Below are 14,423 nucleotides of genomic sequence, written 5' to 3'. Positions count from 1 at the left end.
TCCGGGCCCGGCCTCCTCGGTGGGCAGCCCATGCTCGTCGTGCACTACGAGCAGACTCGGAAGCTCACGACGCGCGGCCCGGCGGCCCGTGCCGGCCGCGTCGATTTTGAACCCGTGCTCTGCGAACACGGACTTCCCGTGACGCTGCTGCCAGGTGTCGCCGGACGTTGTCAGTTGGCGTCGACCGTGAACGGCGTCGTCGACACCGAGGCCCGGGGCCGCGTAGCCGACGCCGATGTGGAAAGCCTTTCCGGAACTGCGGCCGAGTCGCCATCGACGGCGAACGGGTCGATCGCCGGGCGGGCCAGGACGGGCCGGGATGCGTTCTGAGTGCTCATCAGCGAACCTTCCTCTCATATGCCAAGCCATAGCGGCGCCGCACGGTCGACGCGTTGTCACCGGCGGCCGGACCGGCGCTGCGCAATTACCCTGTCAGGCACCTACCAAATCGTGCAGTACACAGGTGGTGTGATCGGCGGCCGGATGGTGTCAACTACCGGGGCGGGTCACGGTCGTGGTCGTGTGCCACCCCGAGCGGCTGGTCACACACCGGGCCGTCGAGATCACCGAGAAACCCGTCGTTCCACAGGCTCTCGAAGTGGGATTGATGTTCTGTCACCACAGCTGTCAGGTCATCGACCTGCCGCCGTAGCCTCGCCACATCGCCGGCCAGGTCGGAGTTCGTCTGCTCGGACATCGTGTTCCCTCCGGACCAACATCGCCCGGGGTGATCATCATACCGCAGGGATCATTCTCTGCGTATCCACCGATACACCCCCGGTGAGAAGTCGTCTACCGTGCGAAGGAGCGCGGACCTGAGACACGAGTTTCGAACAATCCCGTCCAGCACCAACACCTCGCCGCGTTGGCGGAGTTGTACCCGTACTGATCACCGGCGACTGCCACATGAATGCGGCGAAGTCGGCATTCCCCACTGACCGGAGCACGCGGAGGATTTGAGTCGATGAGCCTGCTACTGCTGAACCTCGAGACGCTGGCCACCGGCGGCGCGATCGGCGACCGCGCCGCCATGATCGCCGTAGAGAACGTGACCGGCCAGACCCCGAAGTGCGTGCCGCCGCGTTCCGGCCGTACCGACACCGCGATCGGCATCGACCTACTGATGGGAGTGGGCCGCACCGGCGAAGAAGCGCGCGCGCTCCTGCCCGCGTACTGCACCGCCCTGCGGGCCGCTTCCCACCACCTCATGGATCACTACACCGCACCAGCCCGTGTCCAACCTGGCGTGCACGCCTTGCTCGATCGCATCGACGAGGACGACATCGCCGCCGGGCTCATCACTGCGGACCTCAAGGACATCGCGATCGGCAAGGCCTGCGGCGTGGGCCTGTACCACGTGGCCGACTGGGAGCTCGGCGCCTACGGCGAGGACGCCGAAACGTTCACGGACCTCATCGCTCTGGCGATCCGACGCGCCCAGGGCATCCGCCACGAGGTCATCACCCCGCAGAGCACCGTCGTCGTGGGCGACACGCCAGCGGCCATCGCCGCCGCCCAGGAGGCAGGCGCGCTCGGCGTCGCGGTCACGACCGGCGCGTTCACCTGGCACGAGTTCGCCACCGCGGATCTCATCCTGACCGACCTCTCCGGCGATGAGGCCCTCGACGCGCTCCTTGACCTGACGCTGCGCTCCAGCTGACGAAGTCCACCAGGGCCTTGGATCAGGCCCCACGGCGGCATGCTGCTGCTCGCGGCTCCACCTTCGTGCCTGTGGGCCGGCGGGTCATTCTCGGGCGCGGACGTTTCGGCGAGCGGTGTCGGACCAGCCCCGCACCACCTGCGGTGTGACACCGGCGGTCGCGGCGATCTCCGCCCGGGACGGGGCCCGGCCGAGGATGGCCAGGCAGTCCTCGCTCCATCGGGCCGCCGAGTCCGCGTCGAACACGCCCCGACGGCCCCCGTACGCGACGCGCACCGCTTTGAGGTAGAGCTTGTCGCCTTCAGCGAGAAGCGCGGCCACGATGCGGCCTACCCCTGTGGTGCGGGCCTGCGGTACCCCGGTGACCTCGTAGACCGCCCCCCGCCAGCGCTTCAACCACCGCACAGGGTCGGTTCTCCGGTCGCCCGCCGCGTCAGCGACCAGGTGCCGGATCACCGGCCCGAGCATCGCGACAGCCGCCTCGCGAAGCCGATCCTCTTCCTCACCCTCAAAAGTAGACATACACGGCATTGTAGACAATCCTGAGCACGGTCGCCCGTACGCGACCGGCGCGCCCGGCTTCCACCGCGCTCCGGGAGCCCGGCTGCGCGTCGGGCATTGCGCAGCCGGGCGCGTTGGCGGAGGCCCACTCAGCCTGGGCTGTCCTAGCAGCTGGTGGTGGTGTCTCCTGCGTCTGCGGTGCAGGTGTCGGTGCCGAGTCCGCCGTTTGCGGTGTCGCCGCCAGTGCCGTCCTGGACGTTGATGTTGTCGTTGCCGAGTCCGCCGCTCATGGTGTCGGCGCCTTCGGTGTCGACGAGGGTGTCGTTGCCGTTCTGTCCGTCGAGGTCGTCGTTGCCGGGGCCGCCGTAGATGTGGTCGGAGCCGTTGTCGAACAGGTACAGGATCGACCCGAGGAGCGTCTCGCCGTAGTTGGTGTCGTTGCCGGCCTCACCGTAGAGGTAGTCGGCTCCGTTGCCGCCGCCCATCACGTCGTCGCCGGCGCCGCCGTAGATCACGTCGTCGGCGTTGCCGCCGTCGACGGTGTCGTTACCGGTACCGGCGTAGATGGTGTCGTCGCCGTTGCCGCCGTTGATGGTGTCGTTGCCGCCGAGGCCACAGATCACGTCCGCGCCATTGGTGCCGGTGAGGGTGTCGTTGCCGGAGGTGCCGGTGATGGTGCAGCCGAGGCCGTTGCCGAGGGTGGTGGACTCGGCGTCGGTGTTGTTGCCGCTCACCGGGTCAGACTCCGTCGCCGACACCGTGGCGGTGGCGGTCACGGTTCCTGTGGCCTGCGGTTCGACGGTGACCGTCACGGTGGCGTTCGCGGCGTTGGCGAGGGCGCCGAGGCCGCAGGAGACTGTCGGGGCGGTGACCGTGCAGGAGCCCTGTGACGGTGCGGCCGACACGATCGCGTTCGCGGCCCCGGACAGGGTGAGGGCGGCGGTGACGCCGGTGGCGGCGCTGGCGCCGTTGTTGGTCACCGTCGTGGTGTAGGTGTAGGCGCCGCCGAGTGCGGCCGGGTCGGCGGAGTCGGTGACGGCCACGGCGAGGTCAGATGACGGCGGCGGGGTCTGGGCTGTGTAGGTGCCCTGGCCGTTCTGGACGCCGCTGGTGTCGTAGTTGGTGACCGTGCCCGGGGTCATGGCGGTGCCCTCGGGCGCGGCCGGGTCCATCATGAGCTGGACGCCGATGACGGAGCCGTCGGGCCAGTAGTACCCGAGGGTGTTGATTCCCGTCTCCGGACAGGTCAGGGTCTTGGCGTCACCGCTGACCCCGCATGACAGCGCGCCCGGGCCGCCGTAGTAGGTGTAGGAGTCACGGGTGAAGGTCATGTTCGCCGGCGCGGTGAAGGCGATCTTGCCCACCGAGTCGTTGGCGGTACCGAGGACGAAGGTGACCTCGGAGGTCGCGCCGCGGGCCACGACCGGCACGGTCGGCTGGGAGACGCTGACCGCTGCCTGCGCCGGAACGGCCGTGACGATCAGCGCCGTCACGACGATCGCCGCCGTGGCGGCGATGCGGGCCAGACGACGTGACGCAAGGTGGGACAACCTGGCCGGGATGGCAGGCGAGAAGATGCTACGCAACGTTGCTCCTTGAGCTGGGGCGGACGCGGGTCAGGCCCGATCAGGCCAACCACGAAGTTGGCCGCCCACTGGAGACGCCGTCTGTCGCATGACCTGACAATGCGGCGTCCACCGCCAGGGCGACCGCGTCAGGGTCGGCAACGAACGAAACACAGCGTATATCAACCAACTTCAAACAGTGATCGACAAGTCAGGCAGATCAACGACAAACACCACTCACTCACGCACCGACGCCGACCGCCTACTCCCAGACCTCGACTTCCCGACCGGACAGGCCCGCGGCTCCGCCCTTCACCGACTCGTCCTTCAAGCCCCAGCTCACGTGATCGCCGACGCGCTCGGCTTCCACCAGACCACCGCCACCCGCCAGATCGTCCACGCCGGAGCGACGTGCACGGGTCCGCATGGTCGACATCGGTTGCGCGAACCCCGTCAGGGTCGGGCGTAGCGAGTCGCCGGCGGAGCAGAGAGCAGGATTCATTCATCCCACGCGTGGAGGAGAAGGATGCGCGCTCGCGCTCCGCCGTGCAGTATGTGAAGACGAATCGATATCTGACAATGTCTACCAGTGAGCGACTACTGCCCAAGGGAAAGGCGACCCATGGATTTGAGTCTCGCAGACATCTCCACCAACGGTGGGGGTAGGCCCGTTTCGATCAGGTCGAAGCGCTTCAACTGCTATCTGCGCATGGACAGCAAGGGATATGTCACGCCCTCGGGTCCCGGCGGCGGCGAAGTAAACTGTCAGACCTACGTGGGCAATTTCGAGAAGTTCTTCCTGCGGAAGCAGCCGGACTCGTCATTCTCGATCGAGTCTGCCCGCTTTCCCAACGTTTTCCTGCGCATGGTCGCGTTCGACGTCACCGCCACCACCAGCAACGGTGGCGGGATCGTGAACTGCCAGTTCGGTCGCCCCGACGGAGACCACGAGAGGTTCAAGTTCGCCTACGACCCATCCGGATTCACCATCGGATCAATCACCTTCTCCAACGTCTTTCTGCGCCTGGACGCCAGCGGTTTCACCACCGAAAACCACTGGGGAGGCGGGATCGTGAACTGCCAGTTCGGCGCTTCCGAATACGAGAAATTCCTCATCTCCTGGGCAGATTAGCCCGAGCGGTCCTTGCCTTGCGGCCCTGAGCAGGTAATCCAGGCGGATTCCCGGATCTGATCACGAACGCGATCTCGGGGTGGACCCGTTGGTCGCGCCACAGGACGCAGACGCTGGCCAGCTGGGCGTGCCGAACTCGGCCGACAGACAGCCCCGCAGTCCCGCACCGCCCAGTTCGCTCTCGTGTCCGCGCTCTCTGGGCGGGAGGTCGTCGGGCTCGCGGCCAGTGACGGTGCGGGTCGCCGCGAGCGCGGGTCGCCGGCCGATCACCCCGGCGGCGACCCGCGTTCCGTCCAGATCGAACGCCGAACACTGCGCCGCCCCCCTTTGTTGGTTGATGTGGTCGGTGTCATTGAAACAGCGCGACCCTCATGGACCTTCCTGCTGGGCGGCGCGCGGCCGTGGGGCCGTTCGGTGGGGCGGTCACGGGTGTCGCCTTGCGGTGTCGGCGACCAGGGCCTGTGCTCGGTCGAGTTCGCCGGCCAGGAGGTTCTGCCTCGCGGCGCGCACCGCGGGGTCGGGCAGACGGCGGTGCAAGGCGATCTCGCGGGCGACGAGCAGCAGCAGGTTCAGCGCGTACCCGACTTCGAGTCCGTCGTAGGCGGCCCGGGCGGTGACTGAGGCGCGCAGGGCGGGGCTGCGTGAGCCGATGAGCAGGTCGACGAGCGCCAGGTCGAGTCCTTCGATGTAGGTGCCGACGAACTCCAGGTCAACGAGTGCGACGCGGCCTGTGTCGGGGTCGTGCAGGAGGTTGGCGGGCAGCGCGTCTCCGTGCTGCAGGACACGGCGGTCCCCGACGACGTCAAGGAGTCGCGTCGTCGCACGATGGCCGGCTGCGGACAGCAGCCCGTCGGCGCGGGCCTGCTCGACCCGAGTTGGGTAGTCCCACCAAGGACGGCAGACCTCCGGCAGCGCATCCCAGGTGGCGAAGCCTGCGAGGGCGTCACAGATCGCCGTGGCGGTCCGCTCGTCGACGCCTTCGGCGTACCAGGTGCTCACCGACCCGCACGCCGGGCAGTCGACTGGTGATCGTCAGCGGGCTGGTGCCCATCAGCATAAGTTCGGGGACTGCGGCCGGTGGCGGGTCGGCGATCGCGGCGGCGAGAACTCGGTGTTCGTGCAGGTGCCGGTCGAGCCAGTCAGGTCCTCCGTCGCGGGGCGCGGCGGTGAGCAGCTTGATGATCACGTCCGCGCCTTGGTAGGTGCCCGTGGTGACGAGGGACTTGTCGGTGTGGTGGATAACGTCCCTGACGAGCAGGCCGCCGAGCGGGGCGGTCGCGACCGCCAACTCGGCGAGGTCAGCGGTCAGGTCTCCGCTGGTCCCGAACCACGCGGGCCCGGTGGAGGTGCCGGTGGCTTTCACGAGGTAGGCCGTTCAGCCAGGTAGCCGGAGGCCTGAAGGGAGAACAGCTCCGCGTAGGTTCCACCTGCGGCGAGGAGCTGGTCGTGGGTGCCGTGTTCGACGATGCGGCCGTGGTCGATGAGGTAGATCGCATCGGCCCTGCGGACGTTGGCGAGCCGGTGGGTGATCAGAACAGTGATCTTGTCGCCGCCTCGGGCGATGAGTTCTTCGAAGAGTGCGTGTTCGGCACGGGGGTCGAGTGCGGCGGATGGTTCGTCGCAGATGAGGACGGGGGCGTCGCGGAAGAACGCGCGGCCCGCTGCGAGGCGTTGCCATTGGCCCTGGGACAGTTCCGAGCCGCCCTTGAACTCCTTGTCGAGGAGGGTGGTGTAGCCGTTGGGGAGTTCTGTGATCATGTCGTGGGCGCCGGCCCGGCGGGCGGCGGTCTCGATGTGGTGCTGGGTGGTGGGCTGGTGGTGGCCGCCGATGCGGATGGCCTCGCGGGCGGTCAGGGGCCATTGGGCGACGTCCTGGCCCACAACGGCCAGGTGTTCGCGCAGCTGGGCCGGCGCGAAGTCGACGGTGTCGACCCCGTCCCATAGGACGCGGCCCGTGGTGGGGCTGTAGGTGGCGGCCAGGAGTTTGGCCAGGGACGACTTCCCGCCGCCGTTGGGGCCGACGAGCGCGATGGTCTGGCCGGCGCGGATGGTCAGACTCACCCCGTCGAGGGCCGGGCGTTCGGTGTCGGGATACGTGAGGGTGACGTCGCGAAGTTCGATCTCGTGAGGTGCCGGCGCGGTGTGGGTGCTGGTGCGTTCGGCGCGGGCGAGGGTGCGTTCGCGGACGTCGGTGAGGTCGCGGACGTAGAGGGCGTTCTCGTAGAGGCTGTTGATCGCGAAGACGAGGTTGGAGAACGCGCCGTTGCCGGCCTGGATGGCGAACACCGCCGCGCCGGCGACCGCCAGGGGCAGGCTGCCGTCGTTGAGCAGGACGCCGAGGAGCATGTACACGCCGCAGATCCCGATCCCGGTGCCCATCGCCCCGAGGGTGCGGGCCCGGGCCTGCTGGCCGGCGACCTGCAGGTCGGTGGTGACGATGCCGCCAAGGAGTAGGCGGTAGCGGTCGAAGAGGTAGCCGCCGAGGTCATAGCCGCGCACTTCAGGGGCGTGGCGGCGTGCGGTGAGCAGGTGCCCGACCGTCCAGGTCCGGCGCATGCGGGCGTTCCACTGCACCTGCCCCAGGTACCCGACCCGGGCCGCTTTCACCGCGGCCCAGCCGGACGGCAGGGCCGCGAGGATCAGGACGGGCAGCAGGACGGGGTGGATGACGACGAGGGCGATACCGACGCCGGCGAATCGGACGGCGGCGGTGAGCACGTCGATGGCGTAGGAGACGAGCAGGCCGGTGGAGATCATGCCGCGTTGCCGAGCCCGTTGGAGGTCTTCGGCGTAGGCGTCACCGTCAAACGCCGCCAACTCCACCCGGGTCGTGACCGCCAGCAGGGACAGTTCGGCGGCGGCGCGCACGGTCGGAAGGAGTCGGGCTTGGGCGAGCCCTGCCGCCTGCGACAGCCCGGAGCGGATCGCGATCGCCGCCGCCATCCACGCCAACGCCGGCACGGCCGCCCGGATCCGTTCCGGGGTCGGGCCTGCTGCGAGGAGTTGTTCGAGGACGCCCTTGGTGGCCAGCAGCCCCACAGCGGTCAGGACTCCTGCGAGGGTCTGCAGGACGATCGTGGCGGCGGTGTCGCGGCGGCTGGCGGTCCACGCCAGCCCGAACGCCTCACGTAGCAGGGCAGGTAGCCGGCGCAGCACGGCGGCGAAGCCGGTGCCGGCCATCTCGTTGGTGTAGCGGTTCCAGTACTTGTCGCCCTCAAGATCGGCGTCCAGGCCCGGGTCCGTGGACCCGTCCACCACCTCCTCCGGCGTGGATTCGGCGGTGCGGGCCTGGGGCAGATGCGCCTGCGCGGTGCGGTCCACAACTTCTCCTTCACCTGACATCAAAACGACACGATCCCGGGCCACCGCCCGGCAGATTCGGGGTTGGCGAGGGCGACGAGCCGGCCGAGAACGTCGGGTCCGGCGAGGCCGTCCAGGACGAGGTCCGCGCCGACCAGGTCTGCGGGCGGGTAGTCGCCGGTGGCGACCCCGACCGACCGGGCACCGGCCCGCCGGGCCGCGGCGACGTCGCGCGGGGTGTCGCCGACAACGACGACCTGGTCGCGGGCCAGGGGCTGGCCGGTGAGGTCGGCGGTGCGCTGGCGGGCGATGTCGACGAGCACCGAACGCTCCCCGGCGTCGTCACCGAACGCCCCCGCCGGCCACGTGACGAGGTGGTCGAGGCCGAAGGCCGCCAGCTTCAGCCGGGCGACCGCGACGATGTTGCCCGTCACCGGCGCGGCGACGACATCGTCACGATCGGCGGCGGCGAGCAGGAGCTCACGCACCCCGGGCAACACCCGCCCATCCCGCCGGAAGGAACCCATCAGCGCCGCGGCCTCGACCTCCAGGGCCTGAAAGTACGCGGGGATCACCTCGTCGACCCCCGCGTCCGGCACCCCGGCCGCGGTCAACATGTCCCGCGCGATCATCCGATCTGTCCGGCCGGCCCTGGGCGGCAGGTCGGCGGGCTCGCGGCCGGTCACGGCCCGGGTCGCGGCGATCGCGGCCCGCTGGCCGATCACCCCGCCCCGCACGAGAGTGCCGTCCACATCAAGCCCGAGCAAGGTCACCACATCATCTCCCAAGATCGCACGAACACCACCGACTTCCGCACATATGTGCTAACGGCGGTCCAGCATGGCAGGTCCGCCCCAAAAGAGGGGGCGCACCACGCGGCACCAGGCAAGCCGGAGCTGAGCTGGTGGTCATGGCGTACTCGCGGTCGCGTGTTGGAGCTCGTCGTGGGACAGCTGCCAGTAGCCAGCTTGGTGGGCCAAAAGGTAGGTGTGCAGGATGCGCAGGCGCAGGGGGCCGTGGCGTAACAACGGCAGGGCGGTGGGAGGGCTGCCGGTGTCGTCCTGGAGGTCGCCGACGTAGGAGTTCGCACCGCTGCCGGTGTGCACGGTCACGCGGCCGGTCAGGGTGGTGCGCAGTTGGTAGGTCTGGTCGGTGGTGGCCCACCACTTCTGCGGTCTGCCGCCCTCGCGGCACAGGTGCAGGTCCCCGACGCGGTGCAGCGGCTTCCACGGTCCGGTCACGGCGGCGGTGTCCACCATCCCGAGGATCACCCGCCGGGCGGGGGGCGCGTCCGTCATCGTCATCGGGGCGCCCGCTCGGTCGGAGGGCAGACGGGTCCACCGTGCAGGGTGATGGTCTGGCGGGTCTCGCGCGGGTCGACGGCTTCGGCGGTGGCACCCATGTGCAGCATGCCGGGCGGGTTGACGGAGACGTTGTTCTGCCCGGAGTCGAGGGTGGCGGTGTTGGCGAGCAGGCCCATCTTCCGCCAGATCTCCACGACCGTCGGCAGCTGCGCCTCGGCGGTGCCGTTGACGTCGATGGTCGTGCGGGCGACGGCGGCAAGCGCCGTGATGCCGAGGCCGCATGCGTTGTTGATGTCGGCGGTCGGCGTGACCGGGTGGGTGGGGCGGCCCAGAAGGTGGGCGGTCTGGTTCATCGCCGCTGCCCACCAGGCTGCCACCGCCGCGTGGTCCCGGGCGTCCGGCGCGGGCCCGAGCGCGGCGACCGTACCCGGAAGGCGAACCAGTTCGCCGGGCCGGGGTCCGAACCACATCCGGGCTTCGATCCTGCTCACCTTCAGCGTGGTCGACCGTTCGGGGTGCGCTGCCTCGGCCAGCTGCACCTCGATCGACGCCGGCTCGTCCTGCAACGCCCGCCAGGCGGTCTTGGCCAGGCGGTGGGCGTAGCGCTGCGGCTCGTTCGGGCTGGTGGACAGGTCGATGCGGGTCCGGGCGCGCACGGTGACGTGCGGCCCGTCGCTGATCTTGATCCGCATCGCTCCAGCCGCGTCCCACACGCTCCCAGGCGTGACGGGTTGAAGGTCCCACGGGCGGGCGACGGCGAGCAGGCCGCCGGCGAGCGCGAGCGCGATGGCCACGACGGCGGCGAGCCACCGTCCGGAACGCGACCGTGGCGACCACCAGCGCGCCGACGGTTCCAGGGATACGGAGGGGTGTTCGGGTGTGCTCATCAGGGTTTTCCTCAGAAGGGTGTCGGTCAGGAAGCGCACACGAGGGCCAGGTGCCTGCCGCCAGTGGCCGGCGTGGGTGGTGCGAGGGCGGGTAGTGCCGGGGCGAGGCGTGGCCAGTAGCGGTAGATCAGGGCGGTGTCGAGGCGGTGGCCGTGCTGCGCCCAGTCGGCGAGGAGTCGGGCCGCCTGGGAGTCGCCGGTCGGGCGCCAGCCGGTGTCGAGGGCGTCTCGGATCTGTACCAGCAGCGGAAGGCTGCCTTCGACCGCCGCGCGCAGGTCCGCCGGCACGAGCAGTTGGTCGAAGAGCCGCCGTGCGGCTGCCGGGGGCAGGACCTCCCACACGACGACGCAGCCCGTCGGGGTCGTGACCAGATGCGGGACGCGGATCAGCTCGGGCGGAGGGGTGGGCGGGGCGGTCGATAGGGCGGGGGCGTGTGGCAGCGTCCAGCGCCTGCGGCGCGCAGCGGCCAGGCGCTGCCCGAACCCGGCCGCGACACTGGCGCCCACGCCGGTGGTGGCCACCACGGTTTCCGCGCCGGGCACGCGGGCCAGGCTCCACGCGAGCCCGACCGCCGCATCGCAGCCCTCGGGTACCGGCGTCCACCACCAGCCGTCGTGAAGGCGCTGGGCCCCGAGGACGACGTCGGGGTGGGCAAGGGCGAGCACCCCGGGGCCGGGGGCGACGCGCACCGCACGGATGTCGCCGACCCAGAGGACCGTGTCCGCGCAGGCGTCGTCGGGCACCCGGCTGGGTACCAGGGCGGGGCGGGCGTCGGTCACCGGCCTGCCGCCAGGGTGCGCGGACAGCGGGCTCGGAGTGGATCGGGTGATGCTGGGGACGGTCACGGCACCTCGCAGCCGCACTGGCCGTCGCGTGGTGGGCAGCTCGCGAGCCGGGCGTAGGCGCGTGGCCGGTGCCTGCGCAGCCACCAGGCGTGCGTGCCGCCTGCGGTAGCGATGGGGCCGAGGACGGCGAGTTTGGTCCAGTTGGCGTCGTGGAGGGCCGCGAAGTACTCGACCGCCGACATCGCCGTCGCGCCCAGCAGGACCGCGCTGACGCACCGGGCGATCGTTCGGGCCCCGTCTCCGGGGTGCCACTGACCGCCTCGGCGGTGGGGCTGGTTGCACAGCGCCAGCGCCGTGGCCGCCAGCAGGGCGAGCACCACGACGGTGACGAACTCGCCGGTCTGCCGATAGATCGCCCACGGGTCCCAGCCGAACACCGCCGTCACGCCCAGCACCAGTCCCCCCGCCACGCACTGGCCTACTCTCACCCGCGCCGCCTGGCCGCTGCCGGCACTTCCCAGGGTGGCCCGTGGGCGGGTCAGGCTGGCGCGGCTGAGACTGGTCACGTAGCGGGCGGTGGTGGTGTGCAGCATCAACGCCGCGCCCAGCAGGCTGACGGTGAAGACCACGGACACGGCGATTGCCGCCGGGGTCCCGAGGTGGGTGACGGCGCTGGACCACGGCGCGGCGACCGCACCGTCCCGCCGCACGGCGCCGACGCCTTGCGGGAGGAGGGCTGCCCACCCTGCCACCGTCAGGCACACGGCGAGTACGCCCAGCCCGGCCCAGCTCGCGCGCCGCACGGCACCGGGGCGGGCCGCACGGGTGTAGGCGACGGCCTGTTCGAGGCCGCAGAACGCCGCTGCCGCCGCGATCAGTGCGACGGCGAACCACGGGTCGATCAGCCCGACCGGGTTGATGGCCTCGGCCACCAGAATCGGGTCGGCCGCGATGAAGGCGTCGGTGATGTTGAACGCCGTCATCCCGGCGACGATGAGCAGTTGGGCTGCGCAGATCACCCCGATCACTTTCGCCGCGACGGTGACCTGTTCGGCGCCGAGGACTGCGACCATTGCCCAGCACGCCAGCGCCAGCGACCACCACGTCAGTCGCACCCCGGCGATCGTCTCGATGGCGGTGGCACCGTAGGAGCCGAACGCGGCGTAGGCGGCGACCTCGGCCGCCCCGTACCCGAGGACGGCCACCCAGCCGGCGGCCACACCGGCGGTACGGCCCATGCCGGCGCCGATCAGCACGTGCAGGCCGTCGACGCGGGACCGGGCGGCGATCGCGGCGAGATAGCCGGGCAGGAACAGCGCCAACACCCCCGCGACGAGCAGAAACACCCACGGCAGGGCCGGCATGCGCGTGGCGGCGTACCCCGCAGGCACGCCCACGAGCACGACCGGCAGCACGCCCGCAGCGGTCACCGTCATCCCGGCGAGGGCGACCGGGCCCAGCCGCGCCGGCCGGGATGCCGCGGACAAGCCGCCATCGGCGGGCGAACTGGACAGTGCGGTGGTGGACATGGCGTCTCCGAGTGTGGGGGTCACGGGGCTGGGCTCGTGGTGCTGTCGGTGTTGGCGGCGGCCACCGCTTGCAGTTGAAGTTGCAGGTCGTGGGGCATGTCGTCCCACCAGCGCTCAGGTTGGGCGAACAGGTACGGCCACGTCGGCCACCGCCGCCTGGCTCGCCGGGCGAACCAGTCCCGGTGCTCGTCCAGCTCGTGCATGGTCGCGTGGGCTGCGGCGAGGTAGTCCGTGACAGGCATCGCGGCGCGGGTGGTCATGCCCCTGCGGGCCCGAATCAGGCCGGCGGCCATGATCCCGCCTGCCCATTCCAGGACCGTCATTAGCAAAATCGACGCGACCACGATCCAACCGAGCTGGACCGCCAGCGGCAGTTCGTACGGACGCGGCAACACCAGTACCGGCACCACGATGGCCGCTACCAGCAGCATCCAGGTGTGTGCGCGGATCTTCGACCGGGTGGCGATGACCTGCCCGGTCCAATGCCGCAACCGAACGGCGAGGGTCTCGATCTGCGGGGTCGCCGGCCCGTCGGGGTCGGCGTGGGTGATCGCGTCGGCGGCGGCGGTCAGCGCGTCGAGGGCGACGAGGATCTCCAGCGCCGCCCTGCCGGACGGGGCCAGCGCCCACCACCTGGCGGGGGCTCTGCGGGCCGGTGGTGGGGCAGTGCCGGTGGTCGGGGTGGTCATCTGGTGCTGGCTCCCGTTCTGCGGTGTGGGGGCGTGCTGGTGAACTTCTCCAACGGCTGGGACCGGCCGTGCAGGTGCTCGAAGAGGTCGGCGAAGCGGGCGACCTCGCTGGGGGTGTCATCGACGAGTCCGCCGACCGGGTCGGGTAGGTGCAGGCCGATCAACTCGTTCGGTGGGGTGGTGTAGACGGTGACCGGGCCGGCCAGTCCGGGGTGCATGCCCAGCGCCAGCGGCAGCCAGCGGATGGACGCCTGCCCGGCGGCGGCCACGGCCCGCAGATGCTCGAGCTGCCCGCCGCCGGTCGCCGCGGCCCGGGTCAGGGCCTCCTCGCCGAGCAGGAACTCCAGGCGTACCGAGCGGCCGAACACCGCCCGGCGGCGCAGGTCCAACACCACCAGGTGCCGCCCGACCGGCTCACTCGCGAGGCACTCGGCGTACTCGTCGGTGCGCAGCAGATCGGGGACGGCGCCCGGGTTCCAGGCACGGATCCATGTGGCGGCCTGCTCGGCGGCCACGACCTGCCGCATCACCCCGACCAGCAGTTCACCGGCCCGGGCCCAGCCGCCGCGCGGACGTTGGGCCGCCGCGCGCAGAGCCTGCCAGTAGCGCCACTGGCCAGCCGGCACCGTATAGAGGCGCAGCAGTGCCTCGAGGTCGGTGGTCGATATGCCGTTGAAGGCGGTTTCGATCCGGTGCAGTTTCGACAGCGACCATCCCAGCCTCTCGGCGGCGGTCTGCTGGGTGTGCCCGGCCGTCTCCCGGGGGGTGCGCAGGAACAGGAGGAGCTCGAACCGGTCGCCTTCCGGCCGGCCGGGCGTCATCCCCCACGCGGTGCTGGACAGGGTCACCGGGCTCAGCCTCGGCAGGTGACGTAGACGCGGCGCAGGCCTCCGGCTGTGCCCTCCACGTGCACGCCGACGGGCCGGTCCGGAACGGTGAGGGTCCCGGAGCCGCCGGTGGCGGAGGTGGCGTGCTGGTCGTCGACGCGGACCGTCACCCGCGCATCCATCGAAGGCGCGGTGTCGCCGTTGTGGATGTACGTCCAGGCCAGGGTGGTTGGCGATGTGCGCC

Annotated in this window: 18 protein-coding genes; 3 read left to right on the top strand and 15 right to left on the bottom strand. The window is 70.6% G+C overall.

Annotation, left to right across the window (positions count from 1 at the left end):
• The first annotated feature begins 30 nt into the window (after positions 1–30).
• Positions 31–330, top strand: a complete 300-nt coding sequence (locus PT931_RS20575; RefSeq protein ID WP_456247373.1) for a hypothetical protein — start codon at positions 31–33, stop codon at positions 328–330.
• A 163-nt stretch (positions 331–493) separates the two neighbouring features.
• Here the strand turns inward: PT931_RS20575 and PT931_RS20570 are convergent, their stop codons facing one another.
• The gene (locus PT931_RS20570) at positions 494–697 is read right to left on the bottom strand and encodes a hypothetical protein (protein WP_456247372.1); all 204 of its coding nucleotides are present in this window, start codon (positions 695–697) and stop codon (positions 494–496) included.
• Positions 698–964: 267 nt separating this feature from the next.
• Here PT931_RS20570 and PT931_RS20565 point away from each other — a divergent pair, with 267 nt between their 5' ends.
• Positions 965–1,660, top strand: a complete 696-nt coding sequence (locus PT931_RS20565) for an HAD hydrolase-like protein (RefSeq protein WP_456247371.1) — start codon at positions 965–967, stop codon at positions 1,658–1,660.
• 84 nt (positions 1,661–1,744) lie between these two features.
• Here the strand turns inward: PT931_RS20565 and PT931_RS20560 are convergent, their stop codons facing one another.
• From PT931_RS20560 to PT931_RS20550, 3 genes are all read right to left on the bottom strand, one after another.
• Positions 1,745–2,182 (bottom strand): hypothetical protein, encoded by a 438-nt coding sequence (locus tag PT931_RS20560; protein WP_456247370.1) that lies wholly within the window; start codon positions 2,180–2,182, stop codon positions 1,745–1,747.
• A 143-nt stretch (positions 2,183–2,325) separates the two neighbouring features.
• The gene (locus PT931_RS20555; RefSeq protein ID WP_456247369.1) at positions 2,326–3,747 is read right to left on the bottom strand and encodes a calcium-binding protein; all 1,422 of its coding nucleotides are present in this window, start codon (positions 3,745–3,747) and stop codon (positions 2,326–2,328) included.
• Between the two features lie 241 nt (positions 3,748–3,988).
• Positions 3,989–4,126, bottom strand: a complete 138-nt coding sequence (locus PT931_RS20550; protein ID WP_456247368.1) for a hypothetical protein — start codon at positions 4,124–4,126, stop codon at positions 3,989–3,991.
• Positions 4,127–4,435: 309 nt separating this feature from the next.
• On the opposite strand from PT931_RS20550, the gene PT931_RS20545 reads away from it, so the two are divergent.
• Entirely contained in the window at positions 4,436–4,858 is a 423-nt protein-coding gene (locus PT931_RS20545) for a hypothetical protein (protein ID WP_456247367.1), read from the top strand.
• Positions 4,859–5,281: 423 nt separating this feature from the next.
• On the opposite strand, the gene PT931_RS20540 is transcribed toward PT931_RS20545, so the two are convergent.
• The 11 genes from PT931_RS20540 to PT931_RS20490 form a co-directional block, all read right to left on the bottom strand.
• Positions 5,282–5,857, bottom strand: coding sequence for a phosphotransferase (locus tag PT931_RS20540; RefSeq protein ID WP_456247366.1), 576 nt, complete (start codon positions 5,855–5,857; stop codon positions 5,282–5,284).
• Entirely contained in the window at positions 5,802–6,221 is a 420-nt protein-coding gene (locus PT931_RS20535; protein WP_456247365.1) for a hypothetical protein, read from the bottom strand. Before PT931_RS20535 ends, PT931_RS20540 begins: the two co-directional genes overlap by 56 nt.
• Complete coding sequence (locus tag PT931_RS20530; protein WP_456247364.1) at positions 6,218–8,179, bottom strand: ABC transporter ATP-binding protein; 1,962 nt, start codon at positions 8,177–8,179, stop codon at positions 6,218–6,220. The genes PT931_RS20535 and PT931_RS20530 overlap by 4 nt, the downstream gene beginning before the upstream one ends.
• A gap of 20 nt (positions 8,180–8,199) precedes the next feature.
• Positions 8,200–8,931, bottom strand: a complete 732-nt coding sequence (locus tag PT931_RS20525) for a haloacid dehalogenase-like hydrolase (protein ID WP_456247363.1) — start codon at positions 8,929–8,931, stop codon at positions 8,200–8,202.
• 135 nt (positions 8,932–9,066) lie between these two features.
• A complete protein-coding gene (locus PT931_RS20520; protein WP_456247362.1) occupies positions 9,067–9,462 on the bottom strand; it encodes a hypothetical protein in 396 nt (131 codons plus the stop codon).
• Positions 9,459–10,349: a hypothetical protein gene (locus PT931_RS20515; RefSeq protein WP_456247361.1), complete on the bottom strand. Its 891-nt coding sequence runs from the start codon at positions 10,347–10,349 to the stop codon at positions 9,459–9,461. Before PT931_RS20515 ends, PT931_RS20520 begins: the two co-directional genes overlap by 4 nt.
• Before the next feature lie 26 nt (positions 10,350–10,375).
• Complete coding sequence (locus tag PT931_RS20510; protein ID WP_456247360.1) at positions 10,376–11,194, bottom strand: hypothetical protein; 819 nt, start codon at positions 11,192–11,194, stop codon at positions 10,376–10,378.
• The gene (locus PT931_RS20505) at positions 11,191–12,663 is read right to left on the bottom strand and encodes a hypothetical protein (RefSeq protein ID WP_456247359.1); all 1,473 of its coding nucleotides are present in this window, start codon (positions 12,661–12,663) and stop codon (positions 11,191–11,193) included. Before PT931_RS20505 ends, PT931_RS20510 begins: the two co-directional genes overlap by 4 nt.
• Before the next feature lie 20 nt (positions 12,664–12,683).
• Positions 12,684–13,352 carry a hypothetical protein gene (locus tag PT931_RS20500; protein WP_456247358.1) on the bottom strand — a complete coding sequence of 223 codons (669 nt, stop codon included), beginning with the start codon at positions 13,350–13,352 and terminating at the stop codon, positions 12,684–12,686.
• The gene (locus tag PT931_RS20495) at positions 13,349–14,200 is read right to left on the bottom strand and encodes a Scr1 family TA system antitoxin-like transcriptional regulator (RefSeq protein ID WP_456247357.1); all 852 of its coding nucleotides are present in this window, start codon (positions 14,198–14,200) and stop codon (positions 13,349–13,351) included. The genes PT931_RS20500 and PT931_RS20495 overlap by 4 nt, the downstream gene beginning before the upstream one ends.
• A 5-nt stretch (positions 14,201–14,205) precedes the next feature.
• Positions 14,206–14,349: a hypothetical protein gene (locus PT931_RS20490; RefSeq protein ID WP_456247356.1), complete on the bottom strand. Its 144-nt coding sequence runs from the start codon at positions 14,347–14,349 to the stop codon at positions 14,206–14,208.
• Positions 14,350–14,423: the final 74 nt, after the last annotated feature.

The sequence above is a fragment of the Longispora urticae genome, assembly GCF_053902585.1.
This window is presented reverse-complemented; position numbering and strand designations above follow the sequence as displayed.